This window comes from Paenarthrobacter sp. YAF11_1, assembly GCF_052113445.1.
Taxonomy (GTDB): domain Bacteria; phylum Actinomycetota; class Actinomycetes; order Actinomycetales; family Micrococcaceae; genus Arthrobacter.
Genome location: NZ_JBFRDF010000002.1, coordinates 157,057 through 177,527 on the forward strand (window position 1 = coordinate 157,057; position 20,471 = coordinate 177,527).

A 20,471-nucleotide genomic window follows, 5' to 3' on the forward strand; every position below is an offset into this window, starting at 1 on the left:
TCGTGAAATCGTGGACCTCCCGCCCTGTTCCTGAGCTGCCCGGCAGCATGCCGCAACTACGGCTGTTCGACACAGCCCTTGGCCGTGTAGTGGAGGTTGAACGGCAACCGGAACAGTCCATGTATGTTTGCGGCATCACGCCGTATGACGCGACCCATATGGGTCATGCCTCCAGTTACGTGGCCTTCGATCTCCTGAACCGGGCCTGGCGCGACGCTGGCCTCCGCGTCTCCTACGTCCAAAACGTCACCGACATTGATGACCCCCTGCTCGAGCGCGCCACGGCCACGGGCGTGGACTGGCGCGAACTGGCCCAGAGCCAGATCGAGCTGTTCCAGACAGACATGGACGCACTCAATGTCCTGGCACCCGATCACTACATCGGCGCCGTTGAAGCCATCCCGGACATCGTGCCTGCCATCGAACGCCTCATTGCTGACGGCGTTGCCTACCGCGTTCACGGTTCTGACGGTGAGCCCGACGGCGATGTCTACTACGACGTCGAAATGGCCGGCAAGCGCTCGGACGCAACAGACGCCTGGACCCTGGGGGCAGTGTCGGGACTCGGTGAAACAGAGATGCTGGCGCTGTTCGCCGAACGCGGCGGAGATCCCGCAAGGGCCGGAAAACGCCACGCACTGGACCCCCTGCTCTGGCGTGCAGCCCGTGACGGCGAACCAAGCTGGCCCGGAGGCTCTCTGGGAGACGGCCGGCCCGGTTGGCACATCGAATGTACGGTCATCGCACAGAAGTACCTTCCGGCTCCCTTCACTGTCCAAGGCGGAGGCTCGGACCTCGTGTTCCCGCACCACGAAATGGGTGCCGGCCACGCGTACTCCCTGTCCGGAGTGCCGCTGGCACGGCACTATTCACATGCCGGCATGGTGGGCCTGGACGGAGAGAAGATGAGCAAGTCCAAGGGCAACCTTGTTCTTGTCTCCAAGCTCCGCGCGGCTGGTGAAGAACCGGCGGCCATCCGCCTGGCGATTCTGGCCAACCACTATCGTTCGGACTGGTCCTGGACCGATGAGGATTTCGAGGCAGCCAAGAGGCGGCTGGCGCGATGGCGTGAAGCAGCGGAGCATGCCCAGGCAGGTTCAGCGGGACCGCTGGTGGCCGCCATGCGCAAGGAACTGGCCAACGACCTCAACGCGCCCGGAGCCATTGCAGCGATCGATCGTTGGGCGGAAGACGCCCAGCAGACCAATGCTGCGGCGTCCGAACACGACAGTGCCGTCGTTGCTGACGCCATCAATGCTTTGCTTGGCGTCGAACTCTGATCCCACAAAATCCTTGGAAACACAGCAGCGGCCCCGACATGACGTCGGGGCCGCTGCTGGTTTGTTCCGGTGTTGGCGGGTCAGGGCCGTTCCTTGCCGCGTCGCTTGAGATACCGCTCGAATTCGCGGGCTATGGATTCCCCGGACGCTTCAGGAAGATCCGCTGTGTCCTTGGCCTCCTCCAACTGCCGCACATACGCGGCAATTTCCGGGTCCTCGGTGGCGAGTTCGTCCACGCCGCGCTCCCAGGCTTCCGACTCTTCAGCCAAGGCCAAGCTGTCCAGCGGAACCTGAAGCAGATCCTCAACCTTGTGCAAAATGGCTAGCTGGGCCTTGGGGGAGGGCGGCTGGGCCACGTAGTGGGGGACTGCTGCCCACAAGGAGACAGTCGGCAAGCCTGCAAGCATGGCAAACTCAGCGAGCACACCTACGATGCCCACGGGCCCCTCGTACTGGGAGGCCTCAAGGTTGAGCCGCTCCCGCAATGAGCTGTCCTCGGTGGTGGTGCTCACCGGGATGGGACGGCTATGGGGCACGTCAGCCAGCAACGCGCCAATCAGAATGACTGAGTCAACCTTGAGGGCTTCGGCGTGGACCAGCAATTCCGTGGTGTAGGCACGCCAACGATAGGAAGGTTCGGTGCCCAGGACAAAGACGACGTCCACGTTGCTGTCCGGTACCGCTGCCTTGTAGATGCGGGTCGAGGGCCACTTGACCTTGCGGGCCCCGGAGGATGTCCGCCGCACAGTAGGCCGCGTGAACTGGAAGTCGTAGTACTCCTCGGCATCCACGGTGGCAACCTTCTTGCCGTCCCACAGCTTGTTGAGATAGTGCAGCGCATCGCTGGCGGCTTCACCGGCATCGTTCCAGCCCTCGAAGGCGGCGAGCATTACGGTGACACGCTGGCCTTCCGCAGGTTCCTTGAGGAAACGCTCGGGCTCCGCGGTGGTGTCCTGTCCTTCGGGTGTCCCGTCCACACTGTTCATCCACTCACCCTACGTCCAAGACCCTCGTGGATGCATGGCATTTCATGTGGGTGCGTGTCCGGTATTCGCCCACAGCGCAAAGCAGGCACAGCCGGTCGCCCGGTTCCACGTAGACTGGAAACCATGCATTCCTCACCCAGCCAGCCCCTCCTCAAAGCCGTGCTCTGGGATATGGATGGCACACTCGTGGACACCGAACCCTACTGGATCGCTGCCGAGCGCGCGTTGGTGGAGGAACATGGCGGGAGCTGGTCCCACCAGCAAGCCATGCAACTGGTGGGGCAGTCGTTGCTGCATTCCGCTGCTGTCCTGCAAGCCGCCGGAGTCGGGCTTGAAGCCCGCGAGATCGTGGATACGCTCAGCGCCCAGGTCATTGAGCAGGTCCGCAAGGAAGTTCCCTGGCGTCCCGGCGCCCGCGAATTGTTGGACGAACTCCACCAATCAGGCATCCGCTGCGCCCTGGTGACGATGTCCGAGGGCCCGCTGGCCGGCGTTGTAGTGGACAGCCTGCCCAAGCCCTACTTCGAGTTCATGGTCACCGGGGATACCGTCGCCAACGGAAAACCGCACCCCGAGGCGTACCTTACGGCCGTGGAACGCCTCCGCCTGGATGACCCGTCTTTGACGATCCACCACTGCGTCGCCCTGGAGGATTCCATTCCGGGCGCCACTGCGGCCATCGCTTCGGGCGTGGTCACCGTGGGAATTCCGCATCAGGTACCACTGCCGGAGGATCACCGCATGGTCATGTGGGACACTCTGGTGGGCAGGACTGCCTCCGATGTCCAGCAACTGGTCGTTGACCGCTTTCAGGCAGCAAACCTCCTCGAAGGGGCCAACTAGGTGACAAGCTCCTCCACCCCGCATCACGCAACCAGCAAGAAGGACGGCATACCCCTCGGAAAGATTGCAGGCATCCCTGTCTTTCTCGCCTACTCATGGTTCGTGATCGCAGGCTTCACGGTCATCGTGTACGGACCCGCGCTCCTGGTACGGATGCCGGATCTCGGCATCGGGGCCTACTTCGTTGCCTTGGGTTACGCCTTGCTCCTGGCCGTCTCTGTCCTGGTCCATGAACTGGCGCACGCCTTGAGCGCCAAAGTCTTCAACTGGCCCACGGAAAAGATTGTGCTGAACCTCTGGGGTGGCCACACCCAGTTCGAGAACTTCACGGCTTCACCCGGACGTTCAGTAGTGGTCGCCCTGGCCGGCCCTGCCTCCAACTTCGTCCTGGCGGCCGGGATGTGGGCCGTCCTCTCTACAGGCCTCCTCAACGGGGTCTCGGACATCCTGGCCAACATCCTGATGTGGGCCAACCTCCTGATCGGACTCTTCAATGTCCTCCCTGGACTGCCTCTGGACGGCGGGCGTTTGGTGGAGTCGGCCGTGTGGAAAGCGACAGGCAGCCAGGACAAAGGCACCATCGCCGCCGGCTGGTCCGGCCGTATCATCGTTGCCGCACTGGTCATCTGGTTCATCGGACTGCCGCTCCTCAGCGGTTCGCCCTTGGACATCAACCTCATGCTCATCACCGTCCTCGTCTGCGGTTTCCTGTGGATGGGCGCGTCCAGTTCCATTCATCACGCGAAACTTCGCAGCCGCCTCTACCTCGTGAGCGCTGCGGGCCTGGCAGAGCGCGCCGTGGGCGTACCGAACTCCGCCACCGTGGCCGATGTCCTGGACATATCACCGTCCGGAAGTCCCGCCGTCGTAATTTGTGGGCCGGATGGCAAACCGCAGGGCGTGGTGGACTTTGGCGCAGCGGCCGCAGTACCGCCGCAGTCGACGACGACGACGCCGGTCACCGCAGTGGCCCACGCCCTCGGCGCCGGGGCTTACGTCCCGGAATGGTCCAAGGGCCAGGAACTGATCCAGTACTTGGCACGGCTTGAGGGCGGCGAATACGCTGTGGTGGACCACAACGGAATCGTCACCGGGCTTCTCCGCCAGCAGGCAGTAGTGACGGCCATAACAGGTAAGGAAGCCCGCCGGAGCGGGCGCCCCTGACATCCTTGCCGGTAGAGTTGCATGCCGGCGGTTTTACCGAAGAACCCATTGATTTTTGGCGCCCACCCGCCAGCACGATGTTGCGGCCAAGCCGTACAGGAGCGAGGAACAGTACATGAGCAGCGAAACCGCCGCCCCCGAAGCAAACGCAGGCACCGACGAGGCATCCGCCAGCCAGGCTGTGCTGCCGACGGGCGCTGCGCGTCGCCGCGGGCCTTTCCGCGTGGGTGAGCGGGTCCAGCTCACTGACGAACGTGGCCGGATGAACACCATCAGCTTGGAAGTGGGCGGTGCTTTCCACACCCACCGCGGCTTCCTGAACCACGACGAAATCATCGGCAAGGTAGATGGCTCCGTGGTCAGCAACAACGTAGGCCAGCAGTACCAGACCCTGCGTCCGTTGCTCTCCGACTTCGTGTTGTCCATGCCTCGCGGTGCCGCTGTGGTCTACCCGAAGGACGCCGGCCAGATCGTCACCATGGCCGACATCTTCCCGGGCGCACGCGTCGTGGAAGCCGGCGTCGGCTCCGGTGCGCTCTCCATCTCCCTGCTGCGTGCCGTGGGTGACGGTGGCTACCTTCACTCCTTTGAGCGTCGCGAGGAATTCGCCGACATCGCCCGTGGCAACGTGGAGACCATTTTCGGCGGACCGCACCCCGCATGGCAGATCTCCTTGGGTGACTTCCAGGAAGAAGTAGTCAAGGCTGAGGCTCCCGGCTCCGTGGACCGCGTGGTCCTGGACATGCTCGCTCCGTGGGAATGCCTTGATGCCGTGGCCACCGTCCTGGCGCCCGGAGGTGTCTGGATCAACTACGTTGCAACCGTCACCCAGTTGTCCCGCACTGCCGAAGCCATCCGTGCTGACGGACGCTTTACCGAGCCTGATGGTTGGGAGTCGATGGTCCGCGGTTGGCACCTTGAGGGCCTTGCCGTCCGTCCGGACCACCGCATGGTGGCCCACACCGGCTTCCTCCTGGTGACACGCCGTCTCGCGGATGGTGTTACCGGAATTTCAGTCAAGCGCCGCCCATCCAAGACAGAGTTCAGCGAAGAGGACCTCAACGCCTGGACCCCCGGCGCAGTGGGGGAGCGGTCGGTCTCCGACAAAAAGCTCCGCCGGGCTGCCCGTGACGCCATCGCCGGAACCAACGTCCAGGATGATCCCCCAGTCACAAACTGACAAAGGTCACAATAGGGTCCGCATTCCGGATGTCGCCCAGCACCCTGAGCTTTTCGGGACTAAGGTCTTCTTAAGCGCAGGAAGGGGCTGATGAATCGTGGATACGTCAAACAACGACCTTGGACGGCCGACGCCGGAGGAAGCACACGCCGCAGCGGAAGAAGCAGCAGGCCGGGGGCTTGCCGCGGTCCAACCGCCAGAGCCCTCGAGTGATCTGACTGTTGCCGAACGGCAAATAAATATCCTCCGGGACAAGCTTCGCCACATCGACCGACAGTTGGCAGCCGCTACCCAGAACAACGGCAAGCTCGTGAGCATGCTGGAGACGGCGAAGGCCGAGATCCTCCGCCTAAAGGGTGCACTTGAGCAGGAGGGCCAACCACCCTACAGCTTCGGAACCGTGGTGCAGATCAACCCGCGGAAGCAGCCGGCTGCCGGTCATTCCGGCCAGGCCGCGACCGAAGAGTCGGTGGACATTTTCAATTCCGGCCGGAAAATGCGTGTGGGTGTCAGCCCGCTGGTCAACCTGAACCAGCTCGCAGTGGGCCAGGAAGTCCTCCTGAATGAAGCACTGCTGGTGGTGGCCGGCCTCGGCTACGAGCGTGCCGGCGAACTTGTGACGCTCAAGGAAATGCTCGGCAAGGACCGCGCGCTGGTGGTTGGGCGGGCCGATGAAGAGCGGGTGGTCCGGCTTTCGGGCGCCCTGCAAAGTGTTCACCTGAAGGTCGGCGACGCACTGTCCTTGGATTCCCGCACCGGTTACGCCCTTGAGAAGGTGCCGCGGGCCGAGGTGGAGAATCTGGTCCTCGAAGAAGTCCCGGATATCACCTACCAGGACATCGGTGGCCTTGGCCCCCAGATCGAACAGATCCGCGACGCCGTGGAGCTGCCGTTCCTGCATCCGGACCTCTACCGTGAGCACGGACTGAAGGCCCCCAAAGGCATCCTCCTCTACGGCCCTCCGGGCTGTGGCAAGACCCTCATCGCCAAAGCCGTGGCCAATTCGCTTGCAGCACGTGCGGCGGAGCGTGCCGGCAACACCGACCTCAAGAGCTACTTCCTGAACATCAAGGGTCCGGAGTTGCTGGACAAGTACGTGGGCGAGACTGAGCGGCACATCCGGTTGATCTTCTCCCGCGCACGGGAAAAGGCGTCCGATGGCAGCCCGGTAGTCGTTTTCTTCGATGAAATGGACTCGTTGTTCCGGACCCGCGGTACCGGCGTTTCCTCCGACGTGGAAACCACCATCGTTCCGCAGTTGCTCAGCGAGATCGATGGTGTGGAGCGCTTGGACAACGTGATCGTCATTGGCGCCTCCAACCGTGAGGACATGATCGATCCCGCCATCCTCAGGCCGGGCCGCCTTGACGTCAAGGTCAAGATCCAGCGCCCCGACGCCGAAGCCGCGGCTGACATTTTCGCGAAGTACATCACCACTGACCTGCCCTTCCATGCGCAGGACCTGGCTGAATATGGTGGAGACGTCCAGGCCACCGTCGAGGCCATGGTCCAGCGCACCGTGGAAGCCATGTACTCAACGGAGAAGTCCAACGAATACCTTGAGGTCACCTACGCAAATGGCGACACCGAGATGCTCTACTTCAAGGACTTCAACTCAGGTGCCGTGGTACAGAATGTGGTGGACCGTGCCAAAAAGTACGCCATCAAGGACCTCCTGACCAACAATCAAAAGGGACTCCGCATCGAGCACCTGCTGCGGGCCGTGGTGGACGAGTTCCGTGAGCACGAGGACATGCCCAACACCACCAACCCGGATGACTGGGCACGGATCTCCGGCAAGAAGGGCGAGAGGATCACGTACATCCGCACCATCGTCCAGGGAAAGGCCGGCCAGGAACCGGGCAAATCCATTGAAACCACTGCCAACACGGGCCAGTACCTGTGACAGCAAGACCCGAAGGTACGCCCGCTGAGAAGTTGCCCGCCGGCGGTGCCATGCGCGTCATGGGCTCGGAAACTGAATACGGCATCCATGCACCATCGGCTCCCGGAGCGAACGCCACCATGATGTCCGCGAGGATCATCCAGGCGTATGCCACAGTCACCCGGCAACGGGCGGCGGGGGGAGCGGAAACACGCTGGGACTACACCGATGAGGAACCGTTGCACGATGCCCGCGGCTGGACCGTGGACCGGGCAGCGGCGGACCCAAGCCAGCTGACGGACCAGCCACCAGTGCTCGACGCCGAGGCAGTCGCGTTGGCCTATGGCCGCCAGGAGCTGGAACTTGATGGCGCGGACGAGTCCGGTTCCCTGCTGATGAACATGGTCCTGGGTAACGGTGCACGCCTCTATGTGGACCATGCGCACCCGGAGTATTCGAGTCCTGAGGTCACCAACCCCCGGGATGTTGTTGCCTGGGATGCGGCAGGCGATGTGGTTGCCTTGGCCACTGTCCGGAAAGTGGCGGCCGATGCGGGCCTCCCTCCCATCAACCTCTACAAAAACAATACGGACAACAAGTCAGTGTCCTATGGTTCGCATGAAAACTACCTCATGCCGCGTTCGGTTCCCTTCGGCGACATCATTCGCGGCCTGACACCGTTCTTTGTGTCCCGCCAGGTCATTTGTGGGGCCGGACGCGTGGGACTGGGGCAGGACAGCTCGACCCCCGGTTATCAGATCAGCCAACGCGCCGACTTCTTCGAGGCAGAGGTGGGTCTGGAAACAACAATCCGGCGCCCCATCATCAACACCCGGGATGAGCCGCACGCAACAGCCGACAAGTACCGCCGCCTCCATGTCATCATTGGCGACGCCAACCTCAGCCAGGCATCGAACTACCTCAAGTTCGGCACCACTGCCATGGTCCTGAGTCTCATCGAGGCCGGCCAGGCACCCAGGATCGAGGTCCACGAACCCGTCCAGGCCCTTCAGGCCATCAGCCACGACACAACGCTGACGGCAACCGTGAGGTTGCTTGATGGGAGGAGGGTGACTGCCCTGGACATCCAGTGGATGTACTACGAGGCTGCCGCCAAGCTTTCCCAGGAAACGGGAGTGGCGGATTCCGTGACCGGTGACGGCCACACCCATGGCGTTTTGTCGCGGTGGGAATCAACGTTGACCACGCTGGGCATCGACCTCGACGCCGCCGCATCCTCTGTTGAGTGGGTAGCCAAGAGATCGCTCCTGGAAGGGTACCGGAAGCGCGACGGACTGTCCTGGGACGACGCCCGGCTTGGTCTGGTTGATCTTCAGTGGTCCGATATCAGGCCGGAAAAGGGTCTCTACTACAGGCTGCTGTCCAAGGACCGCATGCTCAAGATCGTCGACGACGCCGACATCGCCCGGGCCGTGACCGAACCGCCGTCGGACACCCGCGCGTACTTCCGCGGCCGTTGTGTTTCGAAGTTCGGCAAGGACGTGGTCGGGGCCAGCTGGGACTCGGTTATTTTCGATGTTCCTGGGTTGGGCAAGCTGCAGCGGGTCCCCACCCGCGAACCCCTCCGGGGCACCGAGGCGTTGACTGGTGCGCTGTTTGAGCGTCACCAGGATGCAGGCGCCTTCCTGTCCGATTTGATGGGCCGCAATGTACCCCCGGCGAAGAGCTGAGGGCGCTCCGCCACGGGAAGACCCGGGCCTGGTCAAAGCCATACGCAGCAGCCCGCAGCGTGGCAATATGGCAGTAGGAAGTCTCCGTCATCAGGAGACTGACAGTAGGGAGAAAGAAAATGGCAGCACAGGAGCAGCAACAACCACAGTCCCGCGACACGGAAACTGAGGCGGATGTCCCTGAGGCCCCGCCCGCAGCACCTGCGGCCCAGGCTTCGGACGCGACGCAGGGCGTGGATGACCTCCTCGACGAAATCGACGGCGTTCTCGAATCCAACGCTGAAGAATTCGTCAGGGCGTTTGTCCAAAAGGGCGGCCAGTAACCCAGACCCGCTACAGAATGTACTGCCCGGCAGGCGTGAGGCCGCCGGGCATCGGAACGCAGAGTCGAAGGAGTGCAGCAATGCAGGACCCATCAACCGGCCCCCTGGCCACCCAGGCAACATCCTCTTTCACGGAGCATCTCCAACGCTCGCGTCCCGAACTCCTCCCGTTCAATCAGTCATTACCCGCCGGCACCGTCCCGTCCTCGCCGCACGCCACCACGATCGTTGCTTTGACGTATCCGGGCGGAGTGCTGATGGCGGGAGACCGTCGCGCCACCATGGGCAACATCATCGCCAGCAGGCACATCGAGAAAGTGTTCCCTGCTGATGAGTACTCCGTCTTGGGAATTGCCGGAACAGCGGGCCTGGCCATCGACATCACCCGTCTTTTCCAGGTTGAACTGGAACATTACGAGAAAATCGAGGGCACCTTGCTCAGCCTCGTGGGCAAGGCGAACCGTCTGGGCGCCATGATCCGTGGGAACCTGCCCATGGCCATGCAAGGGATGGCGGTCATTCCGCTGTTTGCAGGGTTTGACCAAGTCTCCGGCGTGGGCAGGCTGTTCTCCTACGACGTCACCGGTGGCCGTTATGAAGAACAGGAACACCATTCGGTGGGTTCAGGTTCAGTGTTTGCCCGCGGAGCCCTGAAGAAATTGTGGAAGCCGAACCTCTCCGAAGAAGCCGCGGTTGCAGTGGCCGTCGAGGCGCTCTACGACGCCGCCGATGACGATTCCGCCACCGGCGGGCCCGATCCCGTCCGCCAGCTGTGGCCTGTGGTCTACACAGTGAACCGCGCCGGAACACGGCGTGTCCCGGAACGGGATTTAGCGGCCATAGCGGGCGCCATTGTCGAATCCCGCGCCATCGCCGGACGGGAGGCCTGAAATGACCCAGCAATTCTATGTCTCGCCTGAACAACTCATGAAGGACCGTGCGGACTTCGCACGGAAAGGCATCGCACGGGGCCGGTCAGTAGTGGTGATCAGTTGTGCCGACGGCATCGCGCTGATCGCAGAGAACCCCTCACCGTCTTTGCACAAGATTGGTGAAATCTACGACAAAATCGCGTTCGCGGCAGTGGGCAAGTACAACGAGTTCGAAAGCCTCCGGCAGGCCGGCGTCCGCTACGCCGACGTCCGGGGCTATTCCTACGATCGCGAAGACGTCACCGCCCGCGGACTGGCCAGCGTGTATGCCCAGAGCCTCGGTGCTGTGTTCACGGCCGAACAGAAACCCTTCGAAGTGGAACTCGCTGTTGCTGAGGTCGGCTTGGCGCAGGAGCAGGACCACCTTTATCGGCTGACGTTTGATGGCTCGATCGCCGATGAGAACGGCTTCGTGGTCATGGGCGGGCTCGCCGACCAAATTTCCGACGTCGTCAGCGGGGCTTGGGATCCCGAGCTCACCCTGGCCGGCGCCATGGGCTTGGCCCTGCGCGCCCTGTCGACAGACAAGGACGCGGATGCCCTGCCGGCCACCGCCGTCGAAGCTGCGGTCCTGTACCGCGCGTCCGAGAGCCACCGCGGTTCCCGGCGGGCGTTCCGGAGGCTTTTGCCGGAGGACATGACCCGGTTGCTCACAGAGGAGGCTTGAGATGGACAAGAGAATATTTGGCATCGAAACGGAATTCGGGATCTCATATTCGAGCCCGGACTCGCGGCCGCTGGCTCCCGAGGAAGTGGCCCGCTACCTTTTCCGCAAGGTGGTCAGTTGGGGCCGCTCGTCGAATGTGTTCCTGACCAACGGCTCGCGGCTGTACTTGGATGTGGGTTCGCATCCGGAGTATGCCACCGCCGAATGCGACGACCTCGCACAACTGATCGCCCATGACAGGGCCGGTGAACTCATCCTGGACGACCTCGTGGATGAGGCCCAGGCAAGGCTGGCGGCAGAGGGCTTCAACGGCACTGTTTATCTCTTCAAGAACAACACCGACTCCGCGGGAAACTCCTACGGCAGCCACGAGAACTACTTGATTCCGCGTCGCGGCGAATTTTCCCGGCTGGCTGAGATCCTCATTCCTTTCCTGGTGACGCGCCAGCTGATCGCCGGTGCAGGCAAGGTCCTCAAAACACCGCACGGGGCCACCTTCGCTTTCTCCCAGCGCGCCGACCACATCTGGGAAGGCGTGTCCTCAGCAACCACCAGGTCCCGGCCCATCATCAATACCCGCGATGAACCCCATGCGGATGCCGAGTTCTACCGCCGCCTCCACGTGATCGTGGGGGACAGCAATATGTCCGAAACCACGGCGCTGCTCAAAGTGGGAACAGTGGACCTGATCCTCCGCATGATCGAGTCGGGAGTGATTATGCGTGACATGCGCATGGAAAACCCCATCCGCAGCATCCGTGAGATCTCCCATGACCTTACGGGCCGCGCGCTGGTCAGGCTTGCCAACGGCAGGCAGCTCACCGCCCTCGATATCCAGCGCGAGTACCTCACCAAGGTCACTGAATTCGTCGCCACCAATGGGGCACACAATGCCCACGTACCGCTCATCCTGGACCTCTGGAAGCGCACGCTGGACGCCATCGAAAGCGGCGATACGTCTACCATCGATACCGAGGTGGACTGGGCGATCAAGAAGAAGTTGATGGACGGGTACATGCGCAGGCATGACCTCAGCCTGGATTCTGCACGAATCGCCCAGCTTGACCTCACTTACCACGACATTTCGCGGCAACGCGGAATCTTCTTCCTGCTGCAGGCACGGGGAGCGGCCCGCCGCTTGGTCACGGAAACAGAGGTGAAGGACGCCGTGGACGCACCGCCGCAAACTACCCGGGCCAAACTGCGTGGAGACTTTGTCCGCAGGGCCCAGGAACTTGGCCGTGACTACACCGTGGACTGGGTCCACCTGAAGCTGAATGACCGCGCCCACCAGACAATTCTGTGCAAGGACCCGTTCCGGAGCGTCGACGAACGCGTGGATGCGCTGCTGGACTCTATGAGCTGACTCCCAGCTTCACGGGCTATTCTGGATAGTGGTCTCTTCACGGGACCCAACCTGCTTGGAAGCGCAATGCGCCCTTCCGAGTGTCCCTTGCCCCGACGAAAGTGTCTTTTTTGTGCGCCGACTCCTAGCAATCCTCCTGCCCGCTCTTCTGCTCATCACCGCCTGCGGCGGAGAGAGCACTCCGGCCGCCGAGCCCACCAGCAAGTCCGTTGGCGACGTCTCCAAGCTTGATTCCGTGAAGGTGACGGACCACGGCAACGACAAAGCGCCGGGCATTGAGTTCTCCAAGCCCCTCGCCGTGGCCGAGCCCACAGTTGATGTCGTCAGTGAAGGCGACGGAGCCCGCGTGAAGGCGGGGCAGACAGCCGAGCTGGCCTACGTCGCCGTGGACGGCAACGATGGCAAGACCCTTGAGGACGGCTACGCGACCGGCCCCCAGCCGATCGATCTGACGGACCAGATCAAGTCCAGCAATGAACTGATCTACAACGCCATCATCGGTGCCAAGGTGGGCAGCCACGTTGCCATCGCCGCACCCGGCAATTCCTCGGGCGACACCCCGGCCGGCACCCAGCTGGTGGTCTTCAAGATCATCTCCGCCAAGGATGCCGCTCCGGTCCTGGAGAAGCCCGAAGGTGAAGCTGTTACTCCTCCTGCCGGCCTCCCCGCTGTGAAGGAAGACGACAAGGGCATTCCGCAGATTTCCGTGGATGGCGTTGCTGCGCCCAAGGAACTCGTCGCCCAGGACCTGATCAAGGGCTCCGGTGCTGCCGTCAAGGCCACTGACACCCTGACGGTCAATTACGTCGGTGTGAACCTCGTGGGTGGCACCAAGTTCGATTCGAGCTTCGACAGGGGAGAGCCCACCAGCTTCCCCCTCACCGGCGTCATCAAGGGCTGGACGCAGGGCCTTGAAGGCAAGACTGTTGGCTCCCGCGTGTTGCTGGTCATCCCCCAGGACCTGGCCTACGGCGAAACCGGCCAAGGTGAAGCCAAGGGCGACCTCGTGTTCGTCGTCGACATTCTGGGCGTCAAGTAACCACTGCCGAACCGTCTGCAAGACTGCCTGGCACTGGCTTAAGCTGGTTCCTGACACCATTTCCGTTTCTCACACCAAGGAGCAACCATGTCATTTGGTCAGCGTGACTTTGACCGCACCAAGCCCGAAATCGACTTCCCGGAAGGCGACGTCCCCACGGACCTCGTCATCACCGACCTCATCGAGGGCACGGGCACGGAAGCCAAAGCCGGAGATACCGTCTCCACCCACTACGTCGGCGTCGCCTGGTCCACGGGCGAAGAATTCGATGCTTCCTGGGGCCGCGGCGCACCGCTGGACTTCCGCGTTGGCGTAGGCCAGGTCATCCAGGGCTGGGACCAGGGCCTGCTGGGCATGAAGGTCGGCGGCCGCCGCCGCCTGGAAATTCCTTCGGAACTCGCCTACGGTTCCCGTGGCGCCGGTGGAGCCATCAAGCCCAACGAAGCCCTCATCTTCGTTGTAGACCTGGTGGCTGTCCGCTAGGACCCCACTCAGGGCAAGGCGCGTTACCTTCCGGTTTTACCGGTTGGTGACGCGCCTTGCTGCTTTCCCGCCGGACTTTAGTAACGTAGCAACCGTGTCCGCATCCCGCACTGAACGACTTTTGAACCTTCTCCTGGCTTTGCTCAATACCCGGGTGGGCCTTCCACGCTCCGTCCTGCGCGAGAAGGTCTATCACGATTCCGCAGAGAATGACGTTGCCTTTGGGCGCATGTTCGAGCGCGACAAAGTGGACTTGAAACAGTTTGGCTTTGAGATCGAGACACTCACCGATCCGCGCCATTTTGGCGTCGATGACCCTGCCTCCACGCGCTACCGCATCGGCAAGGACTCCAACCGGCTGCCTGATGTGAGCCTCACGCCTGCAGAATGCACCGTGTTGCTTCTCGCCGCGCAGTTGTGGGAACGGGCAGCGCTTGGCTCCGCGGCAGCCAACGCCGTCCGCAAGCTGCAAGCCGCAGGAGGCTTCACGGAAGTGGACCTTCCCGCCGGTGTCCAGCCGCGGATTAAACCTGCAGGACAGGCCTTCGACGACGTCGTGGCAGCCATGCATGGCAACCATCCGGTCCGATTCGGCTACCTCGCCGTCAGTACCGGGCGTGAAGAAGTCCGCGAGGTTGAACCGTGGGGACTGGGCAGCCGCTTTGGCCAGTGGTACCTCGTGGGCTTTGACCGGGGGAGAGGAGCCAAGAGACTCTTCCGGCTTTCACGCATGACTACCGCTGTCACCTTGGTGCCCGGGAGCAGCTTCGAGCCTCCGGTCGGTTTCAATGCCCGGGCCGAGCTGGATGCCCTCCATGAATTACCCTTGCAGCGGGCCACTCTCTCCGTCGACAAGGACCGCCTGCTTGCCTTGCGCAAAAGAGGCGTCGAAACAACATCCGTCGATACGCACCGTGATCGCGTCATGGTGGAGTTCCGCGATCCCGAGGTACTCGCCGAAGAGCTGGCATCTTACGGTCCCCAGGTAAAGGTGGACGGCCCGGCTGAACTGCGCGCCGCCGTCGTGCGCCGCCTCCAAGGCGCCCTTGACTTCGACGCTCAACCGCCCGTACCTGTGGCGTTCCCGGAGGTCGCCCGGGCGCAGCGTGCCCGAAAGCGGACCTCGGAGGACCAACTGGCCAGGATGCTGCAGTTGGTCCCGTTCCTGGTCCATCACCAGGGACTCCATATCCAGGAAGTGGCAGACCACTTCGGCATCACCCGCAAGGCGCTGATTGACGATCTCAAGATCCTCATCTGTTCTGGACTCCCTGAGGGATATCCGGATGACCTCCTGGATATTCAATGGGAGAACGACCATGTGTACATCTCCGAACACCTTGACCTGAACCGCCCGGTACGCTTCAGCGAGGATGAAGCCGCTGCCTTGCTGACCGGCCTGGCCATGCTGGGAGACCTTCCGGCGCTGGCCGGCGTCTCCGAAGACGAGCCCGGGAGTGCGCTGGAATCCGTCACCCTCAAGCTGACTGGTGCTGCAGGGCGGGCAGGACGGTTGGCAGGCGCAGTAGCCGGGCAATCCGTCGAGCCAGAACAATCGCAGGCGTTCGCCGTCATTACCCAAGCCATCAGGGACGGCCGGCAGTTGCACCTGAAGTATCTTTCCCGGCAGCGGGATGAGCTGACGGAACGCGACGTTGACCCCTTGCGGCTCTATTCGTTGGACAGCACGTGGTACTTCGAGGCGTATTGCCACAGCAAGGCCGGGATCAGGAACTTCCGCCTGGACAGGGTGGAAATCGTCGAACCGAACGGACGCCCTGCCTCAGGCACAGCCACTGCCGGGCAGGACTTCCCTGCCCGCTTGTTTACGCCCAGCGATGATGACGTCCTGGTAGTGATCCACCTGACAAGGCAGGGTTTGGGGCTGGCGGATGACTATTACGCGGAGCGCACGGCGCAACTGTCCGACGGCGGCATCCTCGCCGAGGTGCGGTTTGGCACGGCGGAGTGGCTGCCGATGTTCGTCTCCCAGCACGGCGGTTCGGTCCGGATCGTGGACCCTGAGGCCCTGCGCGAGCAAACCAGGGCATGGCTTAACTTGGCCGTGCAGCAGTACGACTCTCCGTCCGACGGCGCGGCTGGCTAGACTACTCAGATGCCTTGGTGGTTCTGGATCCTGTTGTGGATCGCGCTCATAGCCCTGTCGTTGCTGCTTCACCTGACGCTGGGGTATCGCCTGTTCAGAAAATTCATGTCAACTGTTCATGAACTGGGCGACGGGGGTAAACGTTTCAGCAACCTTTCACCTGCGGCCGAAACCTCCGACGTTGAAACCGCGGAAGACCGCCCCGAGCCGGGGTCCGCAATTTTTGCCTCACCGGATCAGATGCGTCATGATTACCTGACGGCCAAAGCCTTCCGCCAGGAAGTTCGTCGCCAGAGGCGCGTCAAGCGCAAAGCAGAACGGGGTCAACCCCAATCCCTGCACGACATTGAATTCAGATAGACGTAGGATGTATCCAAAAGGAAAGGACCTCCCCACATGAGGCTCGAAGGCTGGCATCTCATCATCATCATCGTCCTGGCTCTGGTGCTCTTCGCAGCGCCGAAGCTGCCGTCCATGGCGCGCAGCATTGGGCAGTCGATGCGCATTTTCAAGTCTGAAGTCCGGGAAATGAAGAAGGACGGTTCTTCCGAAACGAAGGACTCCCAGGACGCTTCCGACGCCGTTGAAGGCAAGGTAGTAGGCCACCCGGACGCCAAGGCCAAGAACAACGGCGAGACTGACGTTCCGCCCTCCAACCGCGTCTAAAGAGAAGTGGTAGAAACGAAGGGGCGCAAGGCCAACCCCGAAGCCCGGATGGCGCTCCTTGACCACCTCAAGGAACTGAAGAACCGGCTCTTCAAGGCTGCAATCGGCATCATCCTGGGCACCGTGGTGGGCTTCATCGTCTACCAGCCACTTCTGGAGGCCCTGATCAAACCGATCAAGGACCTCAACGAGAAGGAGGGGCGCGCCGCCACCCTGAACTTTGATGGCGTGGCCAGCTCATTTGACCTGATGGTCCAGGTCTCGGTCTTCCTTGGCGTGCTCCTCGCAAGTCCCGTATGGATCTACCAGCTCTGGGCCTTCATTGTGCCCGGGCTGCACAAGAAGGAGCGGCGCTTGGCGCTGTCCTTCGTGGCAGCAGCCGTACCCCTGTTCATCGGCGGAGTGCTCCTCGCCTGGCTGGTGCTGCCCAACGCCGTTCGCGTGCTGACCGACTTCACTCCCGAAGGTGGGTCAAACTTCATCAGCGCCGAGATCTACCTGGCGTTTGTCCTGAGGCTTCTGCTGGCGTTCGGCATCGCCTTCCTGGTACCCGTGGTGCTCGTTGGGCTGAACCTCGCCGGGATCGTCAAGGGCAAGCAACTCATCAAAAGTTGGCGCATTACCATCTTCCTGGTCTGCTTGTTTGCTGCGATGGCCGCTCCTGGCGCTGACGCCATGAGCATGTTCTATCTGGCAGCACCCATGCTGCTCCTGTTCTTTGCGGCCATTGGAGTCTGCGTCCTTAACGACCGTCGCCGTGAGCGCCGAGCCATCAAGAAGGCAGCTGAGACTGAAGCCACGGCAGACATCGCCACCCCGGCAACCGATCTGGAGAATCTCTAGACCGTGGGCCACTAGGCTTGATGCATGTCCTCCATTTCCGGGTCTCCATCACCATCAGAGAACTACCAGGCTGCAGCCCAGCGGGCTGCTGAGTCGAAAACCTATCTGGGCGCTTTCGCCCGCTCCTTGGATTTTGACCTGGACGACTTCCAACGCGAGGCATGCAGGTCCCTTCAGGAGGGCCGTGGCGTCCTGGTGGCAGCACCCACGGGCGCAGGCAAGACCATCGTGGGTGAGTTCGCGATCTACCTTGCCCTTGAGCGTGGCCTCAAGGCTTTCTACACCACGCCCATCAAGGCGCTGAGCAACCAGAAGTTCTCGGAACTGGCATCAAAATACGGCGCTGCGAACGTTGGCTTGCTGACAGGCGACACCACCATCAACGGCGACGCTCCTGTGGTGGTCATGACCACCGAAGTCCTGCGGAACATGCTCTACGCAGACTCGGAGACCTTGGGCGACCTGGGGTTTGTGGTGATGGACGAGGTCCACTACCTGGCCGACCGCTTCCGCGGTGCAGTCTGGGAAGAAGTCATCATCCATTTGCCCAGCGAGGTCCAGGTGGCTTCACTCAGTGCCACCGTTTCCAATGCTGAAGAGTTTGGCGCCTGGCTGGACACTGTCCGGGGCGATACCGATGTCATTGTCTCCGAACACCGGCCCGTGCCGTTGTGGCAGCACGTCATGGTGGGCCGCGAAATAGTTGATCTCTTCGCCGGCGACACCACCTTTGATGAAATTGCCCCGCAGGCCACCGGCGCACCCGAGACTGAGGTGCCGGATATTTCCGAGGCCGCCGAGGTAGCCAGCGAACCCGCCCCCACGGATCGGCGGACCGTCCATGCCAAGCGTTCCTCCGCCGCCAAAGTCCAGCAGGCTGTTACCGGGCCGGAGTTTGAGGTTAATCCGGATCTCCTGGCCATGGCCCGTTCCGAGAGCCGCATGAACATGAGCGGCCGCTTTGGCCACGGGGGACGCAGCCGCCGTCGTCAGGACCGATATCGCGATGAACGCCAGCAGTCAGAACAGCGCAGCCCGGTTCGCAAGGCAAGCCGGCCCCAGGTCATTGAGAGCCTCAGGCGCCAGGATCTGCTGCCGGCCATTACGTTTATTTTCTCCAGGGCCGGCTGTGACGCTGCCGTCGCGCAGTGTGCAGCATCCGGGCTATGGCTGACAACGGAGCGTGAACAACAGATCATCGCCCAGCGCGTGGACGAAGCCAGTCACGAAATTCCTGCGGACGATCTCGATGTGCTCGGTTTCTGGGGCTGGCGCGACGGACTGGTCAGGGGCTTTGCCGCCCACCATGCAGGCATGCTGCCCACCTTTAAGGAAGTGGTTGAGAAGCTCTTTGCCGATGGCTTGGTCAAGGCCGTCTTCGCCACTGAAACGCTGGCCCTGGGCGTCAACATGCCGGCCCGCTGCGTCGTGCTGGAGAAACTGGAAAAGTTCAACGGTGAAGCCCATGTCAACATCACGGCGGGGGAGTACACCCAGCTGACGGGCCGGGCAGGACGCCGGGGCATCGACGTCGAAGGCCATGCCGTGGTGCTGTGGCAGCCGGGGACCGACCCCGCGGCTGTGGCAGGTTTGGCTTCACGGCGCACGTACCCCTTGAACTCCAGCTTCCGGCCCACTTACAACATGAGCATCAACCTGATTGCCCAGTTTGGCCGTGTTCGCGCCCGCGAAATTTTGGAGTCCTCTTTCGCGCAGTTCCAGGCAGACCGCTCAGTGGTCGGTATTGCCCGGCAGGTGCGGGGGCGCGAAGAGTCTCTGGCTGGTTACGCCAAATCCATGCAATGCCATCTGGGTGACTTCACCGAGTACGCAAAACTCCGCCGCGAGCTGAGCGACGCAGAGAATTTCGCGGCCCGCGACCATCAGCGTGCCCGCAAGTCCCACGTCGCCGACTCCCTGGCCCGCCTGATCCCCGGCGATGTCATCAGCATCTTCAGCGGCAGGCTGGCCGGCCATGCGGTTGTTCTCGAAGTGGATCCGAATGCCCGTGAACCCCGGCCATCGGTGCTTACCTCGGATAACCAGCTCCGCCGGATCGGCGTGCACGACCTCGAGGGACCGGTCTCGCCCGTGACGCGGATCCGCATACCCAAGTCCTTCAATGCCAAGGTGCCCAAGGCGCGCCGCGACCTCGCCTCCTCCATGCGCCACGCCATCAGTGAAGATGCACCGCACAGCCGCCGCAACAGCAGGCACGAAGACTTCGGCCTGGGGGCACGCCTTCCGGACCAGGAAAAGAAGATCACTGATCTGAGGCGCGCGCTCCGGGCCCACCCCTGCCACGGCTGCAGCGAACGGGAAGACCACGCCCGGTGGTCGGAGCGCTGGTGGAAGTTGCGTAAGGAAACCGATGGACTGGTCCGCCAGATCCAGAGCCGCACCAACACCATCGCCAAAACGTTCGACCGCGTCTGTGATGTGCTCTCCGTGTATGGCTACCTGGAGACGAACGACGCCGGCCACGTCACCATCAGCGTCGACGGGCAGCGGCTTCGCCGGATCTATGGCGAGAAGGATCTGCTTATTTCCCAGTCGGTCCGGCGCGGGGCCCTGAATGATCTCGATGCCGCCGAGTTGGCGTCTTTGGCCAGCACGCTTGTCTACCAAGCCAAACGCGAAGACCGCGGCCTGCGGCCCAAGATGCCCAGTGTTTCGTTGGAGTCCGCCGTGGATATCGTCATCCGCGAATGGTCCCAGCTGGAGGACACCGAGGAACACCACAGACTCCCATTGACGGGCGAGCCGGAACTTGGACTGATGTGGCCCATGTACAAGTGGGCCAAGGGCCGCCATCTTCAAGATGTCCTGAGCGGTACCGACCTCGCTGCCGGTGACTTTGTCCGCTGGGCCAAACAGGTAGTGGACCTCCTTGACCAATTGGCCAAGATCCCGCAACTTGACCCCAGAGCGGCACGGATCTGCCGCGAGGCCATCGAACTGGTTCGCCGCGGAGTTGTTGCCTACTCCACGGTGGCTTAGCGCCGCACCTCACTGA

General features: G+C 62.4%; 18 protein-coding genes. 17 read left to right on the forward strand and 1 reads right to left on the reverse strand.

The window, feature by feature from the left end:
• Positions 1-2: 2 nt before the first annotated feature.
• The gene (gene mshC, locus AB4Y77_RS04795; protein WP_442013119.1) at positions 3-1,280 is read left to right on the forward strand and encodes a cysteine--1-D-myo-inosityl 2-amino-2-deoxy-alpha-D-glucopyranoside ligase; all 1,278 of its coding nucleotides are present in this window, start codon (positions 3-5) and stop codon (positions 1,278-1,280) included.
• 80 nt (positions 1,281-1,360) lie between these two features.
• Here mshC and AB4Y77_RS04800 read toward each other — a convergent pair whose 3' ends face one another.
• A complete protein-coding gene (locus tag AB4Y77_RS04800; protein ID WP_442013120.1) occupies positions 1,361-2,266 on the reverse strand; it encodes a PAC2 family protein in 906 nt (301 codons plus the stop codon).
• Between the two features lie 30 nt (positions 2,267-2,296).
• On the opposite strand from AB4Y77_RS04800, the gene AB4Y77_RS04805 reads away from it, so the two are divergent.
• The 16 genes from AB4Y77_RS04805 to AB4Y77_RS04880 all read left to right on the forward strand — a co-directional run bounded on the left by AB4Y77_RS04805 (position 2,297) and on the right by AB4Y77_RS04880 (position 20,455).
• Entirely contained in the window at positions 2,297-3,109 is an 813-nt protein-coding gene (locus tag AB4Y77_RS04805; protein ID WP_442013121.1) for an HAD family hydrolase, read from the forward strand.
• Complete coding sequence (locus AB4Y77_RS04810) at positions 3,110-4,273, forward strand: site-2 protease family protein (RefSeq protein WP_442013122.1); 1,164 nt, start codon at positions 3,110-3,112, stop codon at positions 4,271-4,273. It abuts the gene before it with no gap.
• Positions 4,274-4,388: 115 nt separating this feature from the next.
• The gene (locus AB4Y77_RS04815; protein ID WP_442013123.1) at positions 4,389-5,453 is read left to right on the forward strand and encodes a tRNA (adenine-N1)-methyltransferase; all 1,065 of its coding nucleotides are present in this window, start codon (positions 4,389-4,391) and stop codon (positions 5,451-5,453) included.
• Between the two features lie 97 nt (positions 5,454-5,550).
• Positions 5,551-7,359 (forward strand): proteasome ATPase, encoded by a 1,809-nt coding sequence (arc, locus tag AB4Y77_RS04820; protein ID WP_442013124.1) that lies wholly within the window; start codon positions 5,551-5,553, stop codon positions 7,357-7,359.
• Between the two features lie 50 nt (positions 7,360-7,409).
• A complete protein-coding gene (dop, locus tag AB4Y77_RS04825; RefSeq protein ID WP_311213384.1) occupies positions 7,410-9,029 on the forward strand; it encodes a depupylase/deamidase Dop in 1,620 nt (539 codons plus the stop codon).
• Between the two features lie 119 nt (positions 9,030-9,148).
• A complete protein-coding gene (locus AB4Y77_RS04830) occupies positions 9,149-9,352 on the forward strand; it encodes a ubiquitin-like protein Pup (RefSeq protein WP_442013125.1) in 204 nt (67 codons plus the stop codon).
• An 80-nt stretch (positions 9,353-9,432) separates the two neighbouring features.
• A complete protein-coding gene (gene prcB, locus AB4Y77_RS04835; RefSeq protein WP_311213361.1) occupies positions 9,433-10,242 on the forward strand; it encodes a proteasome subunit beta in 810 nt (269 codons plus the stop codon).
• 1 nt (position 10,243) lies between these two features.
• On the forward strand, positions 10,244-10,951 hold the full coding sequence (gene prcA, locus AB4Y77_RS04840) for a proteasome subunit alpha (protein ID WP_311213362.1): 708 nt from the start codon (positions 10,244-10,246) through the stop codon (positions 10,949-10,951).
• A 1-nt stretch (position 10,952) separates the two neighbouring features.
• Positions 10,953-12,317: a Pup--protein ligase gene (pafA, locus tag AB4Y77_RS04845; protein WP_311213363.1), complete on the forward strand. Its 1,365-nt coding sequence runs from the start codon at positions 10,953-10,955 to the stop codon at positions 12,315-12,317.
• A 112-nt stretch (positions 12,318-12,429) separates the two neighbouring features.
• Positions 12,430-13,356 carry an FKBP-type peptidyl-prolyl cis-trans isomerase gene (locus AB4Y77_RS04850; RefSeq protein WP_442013126.1) on the forward strand — a complete coding sequence of 309 codons (927 nt, stop codon included), beginning with the start codon at positions 12,430-12,432 and terminating at the stop codon, positions 13,354-13,356.
• A gap of 87 nt (positions 13,357-13,443) precedes the next feature.
• Positions 13,444-13,839, forward strand: coding sequence for an FKBP-type peptidyl-prolyl cis-trans isomerase (locus AB4Y77_RS04855; protein WP_011774867.1), 396 nt, complete (start codon positions 13,444-13,446; stop codon positions 13,837-13,839).
• 94 nt (positions 13,840-13,933) lie between these two features.
• Positions 13,934-15,946, forward strand: coding sequence for a helix-turn-helix transcriptional regulator (locus AB4Y77_RS04860; RefSeq protein ID WP_442013127.1), 2,013 nt, complete (start codon positions 13,934-13,936; stop codon positions 15,944-15,946).
• A 9-nt stretch (positions 15,947-15,955) separates the two neighbouring features.
• Positions 15,956-16,306: a hypothetical protein gene (locus AB4Y77_RS04865; protein ID WP_442013128.1), complete on the forward strand. Its 351-nt coding sequence runs from the start codon at positions 15,956-15,958 to the stop codon at positions 16,304-16,306.
• Positions 16,307-16,342: 36 nt separating this feature from the next.
• A complete protein-coding gene (gene tatA, locus AB4Y77_RS04870) occupies positions 16,343-16,612 on the forward strand; it encodes a Sec-independent protein translocase subunit TatA (RefSeq protein ID WP_231340135.1) in 270 nt (89 codons plus the stop codon).
• 6 nt (positions 16,613-16,618) lie between these two features.
• Positions 16,619-17,455: a twin-arginine translocase subunit TatC gene (gene tatC, locus AB4Y77_RS04875; RefSeq protein WP_311213367.1), complete on the forward strand. Its 837-nt coding sequence runs from the start codon at positions 16,619-16,621 to the stop codon at positions 17,453-17,455.
• A gap of 24 nt (positions 17,456-17,479) precedes the next feature.
• Positions 17,480-20,455 (forward strand): DEAD/DEAH box helicase, encoded by a 2,976-nt coding sequence (locus AB4Y77_RS04880; RefSeq protein WP_442013129.1) that lies wholly within the window; start codon positions 17,480-17,482, stop codon positions 20,453-20,455.
• Positions 20,456-20,471: the final 16 nt, after the last annotated feature.

Coding starts and splice junctions, on each gene's coding strand:
- AB4Y77_RS04800 (WP_442013120.1), bottom strand. CDS start 2,266: ATGAACAGTGTGGACGGGACACCCGAAGGACAGGACACCACCGCGGAG.
- AB4Y77_RS04805 (WP_442013121.1), top strand. CDS start 2,297: ATGCATGGCATTTCATGTGGGTGCGTGTCCGGTATTCGCCCACAGCGC.
- AB4Y77_RS04815 (WP_442013123.1), top strand. CDS start 4,389: ATGAGCAGCGAAACCGCCGCCCCCGAAGCAAACGCAGGCACCGACGAG.
- dop (WP_311213384.1), top strand. CDS start 7,410: ATGCGCGTCATGGGCTCGGAAACTGAATACGGCATCCATGCACCATCG.
- AB4Y77_RS04830 (WP_442013125.1), top strand. CDS start 9,149: ATGGCAGCACAGGAGCAGCAACAACCACAGTCCCGCGACACGGAAACT.
- prcB (WP_311213361.1), top strand. CDS start 9,433: ATGCAGGACCCATCAACCGGCCCCCTGGCCACCCAGGCAACATCCTCT.
- prcA (WP_311213362.1), top strand. CDS start 10,244: ATGACCCAGCAATTCTATGTCTCGCCTGAACAACTCATGAAGGACCGT.
- pafA (WP_311213363.1), top strand. CDS start 10,953: ATGGACAAGAGAATATTTGGCATCGAAACGGAATTCGGGATCTCATAT.
- AB4Y77_RS04855 (WP_011774867.1), top strand. CDS start 13,444: ATGTCATTTGGTCAGCGTGACTTTGACCGCACCAAGCCCGAAATCGAC.
- AB4Y77_RS04865 (WP_442013128.1), top strand. CDS start 15,956: ATGCCTTGGTGGTTCTGGATCCTGTTGTGGATCGCGCTCATAGCCCTG.
- tatA (WP_231340135.1), top strand. CDS start 16,343: ATGAGGCTCGAAGGCTGGCATCTCATCATCATCATCGTCCTGGCTCTG.
- AB4Y77_RS04880 (WP_442013129.1), top strand. CDS start 17,480: ATGTCCTCCATTTCCGGGTCTCCATCACCATCAGAGAACTACCAGGCT.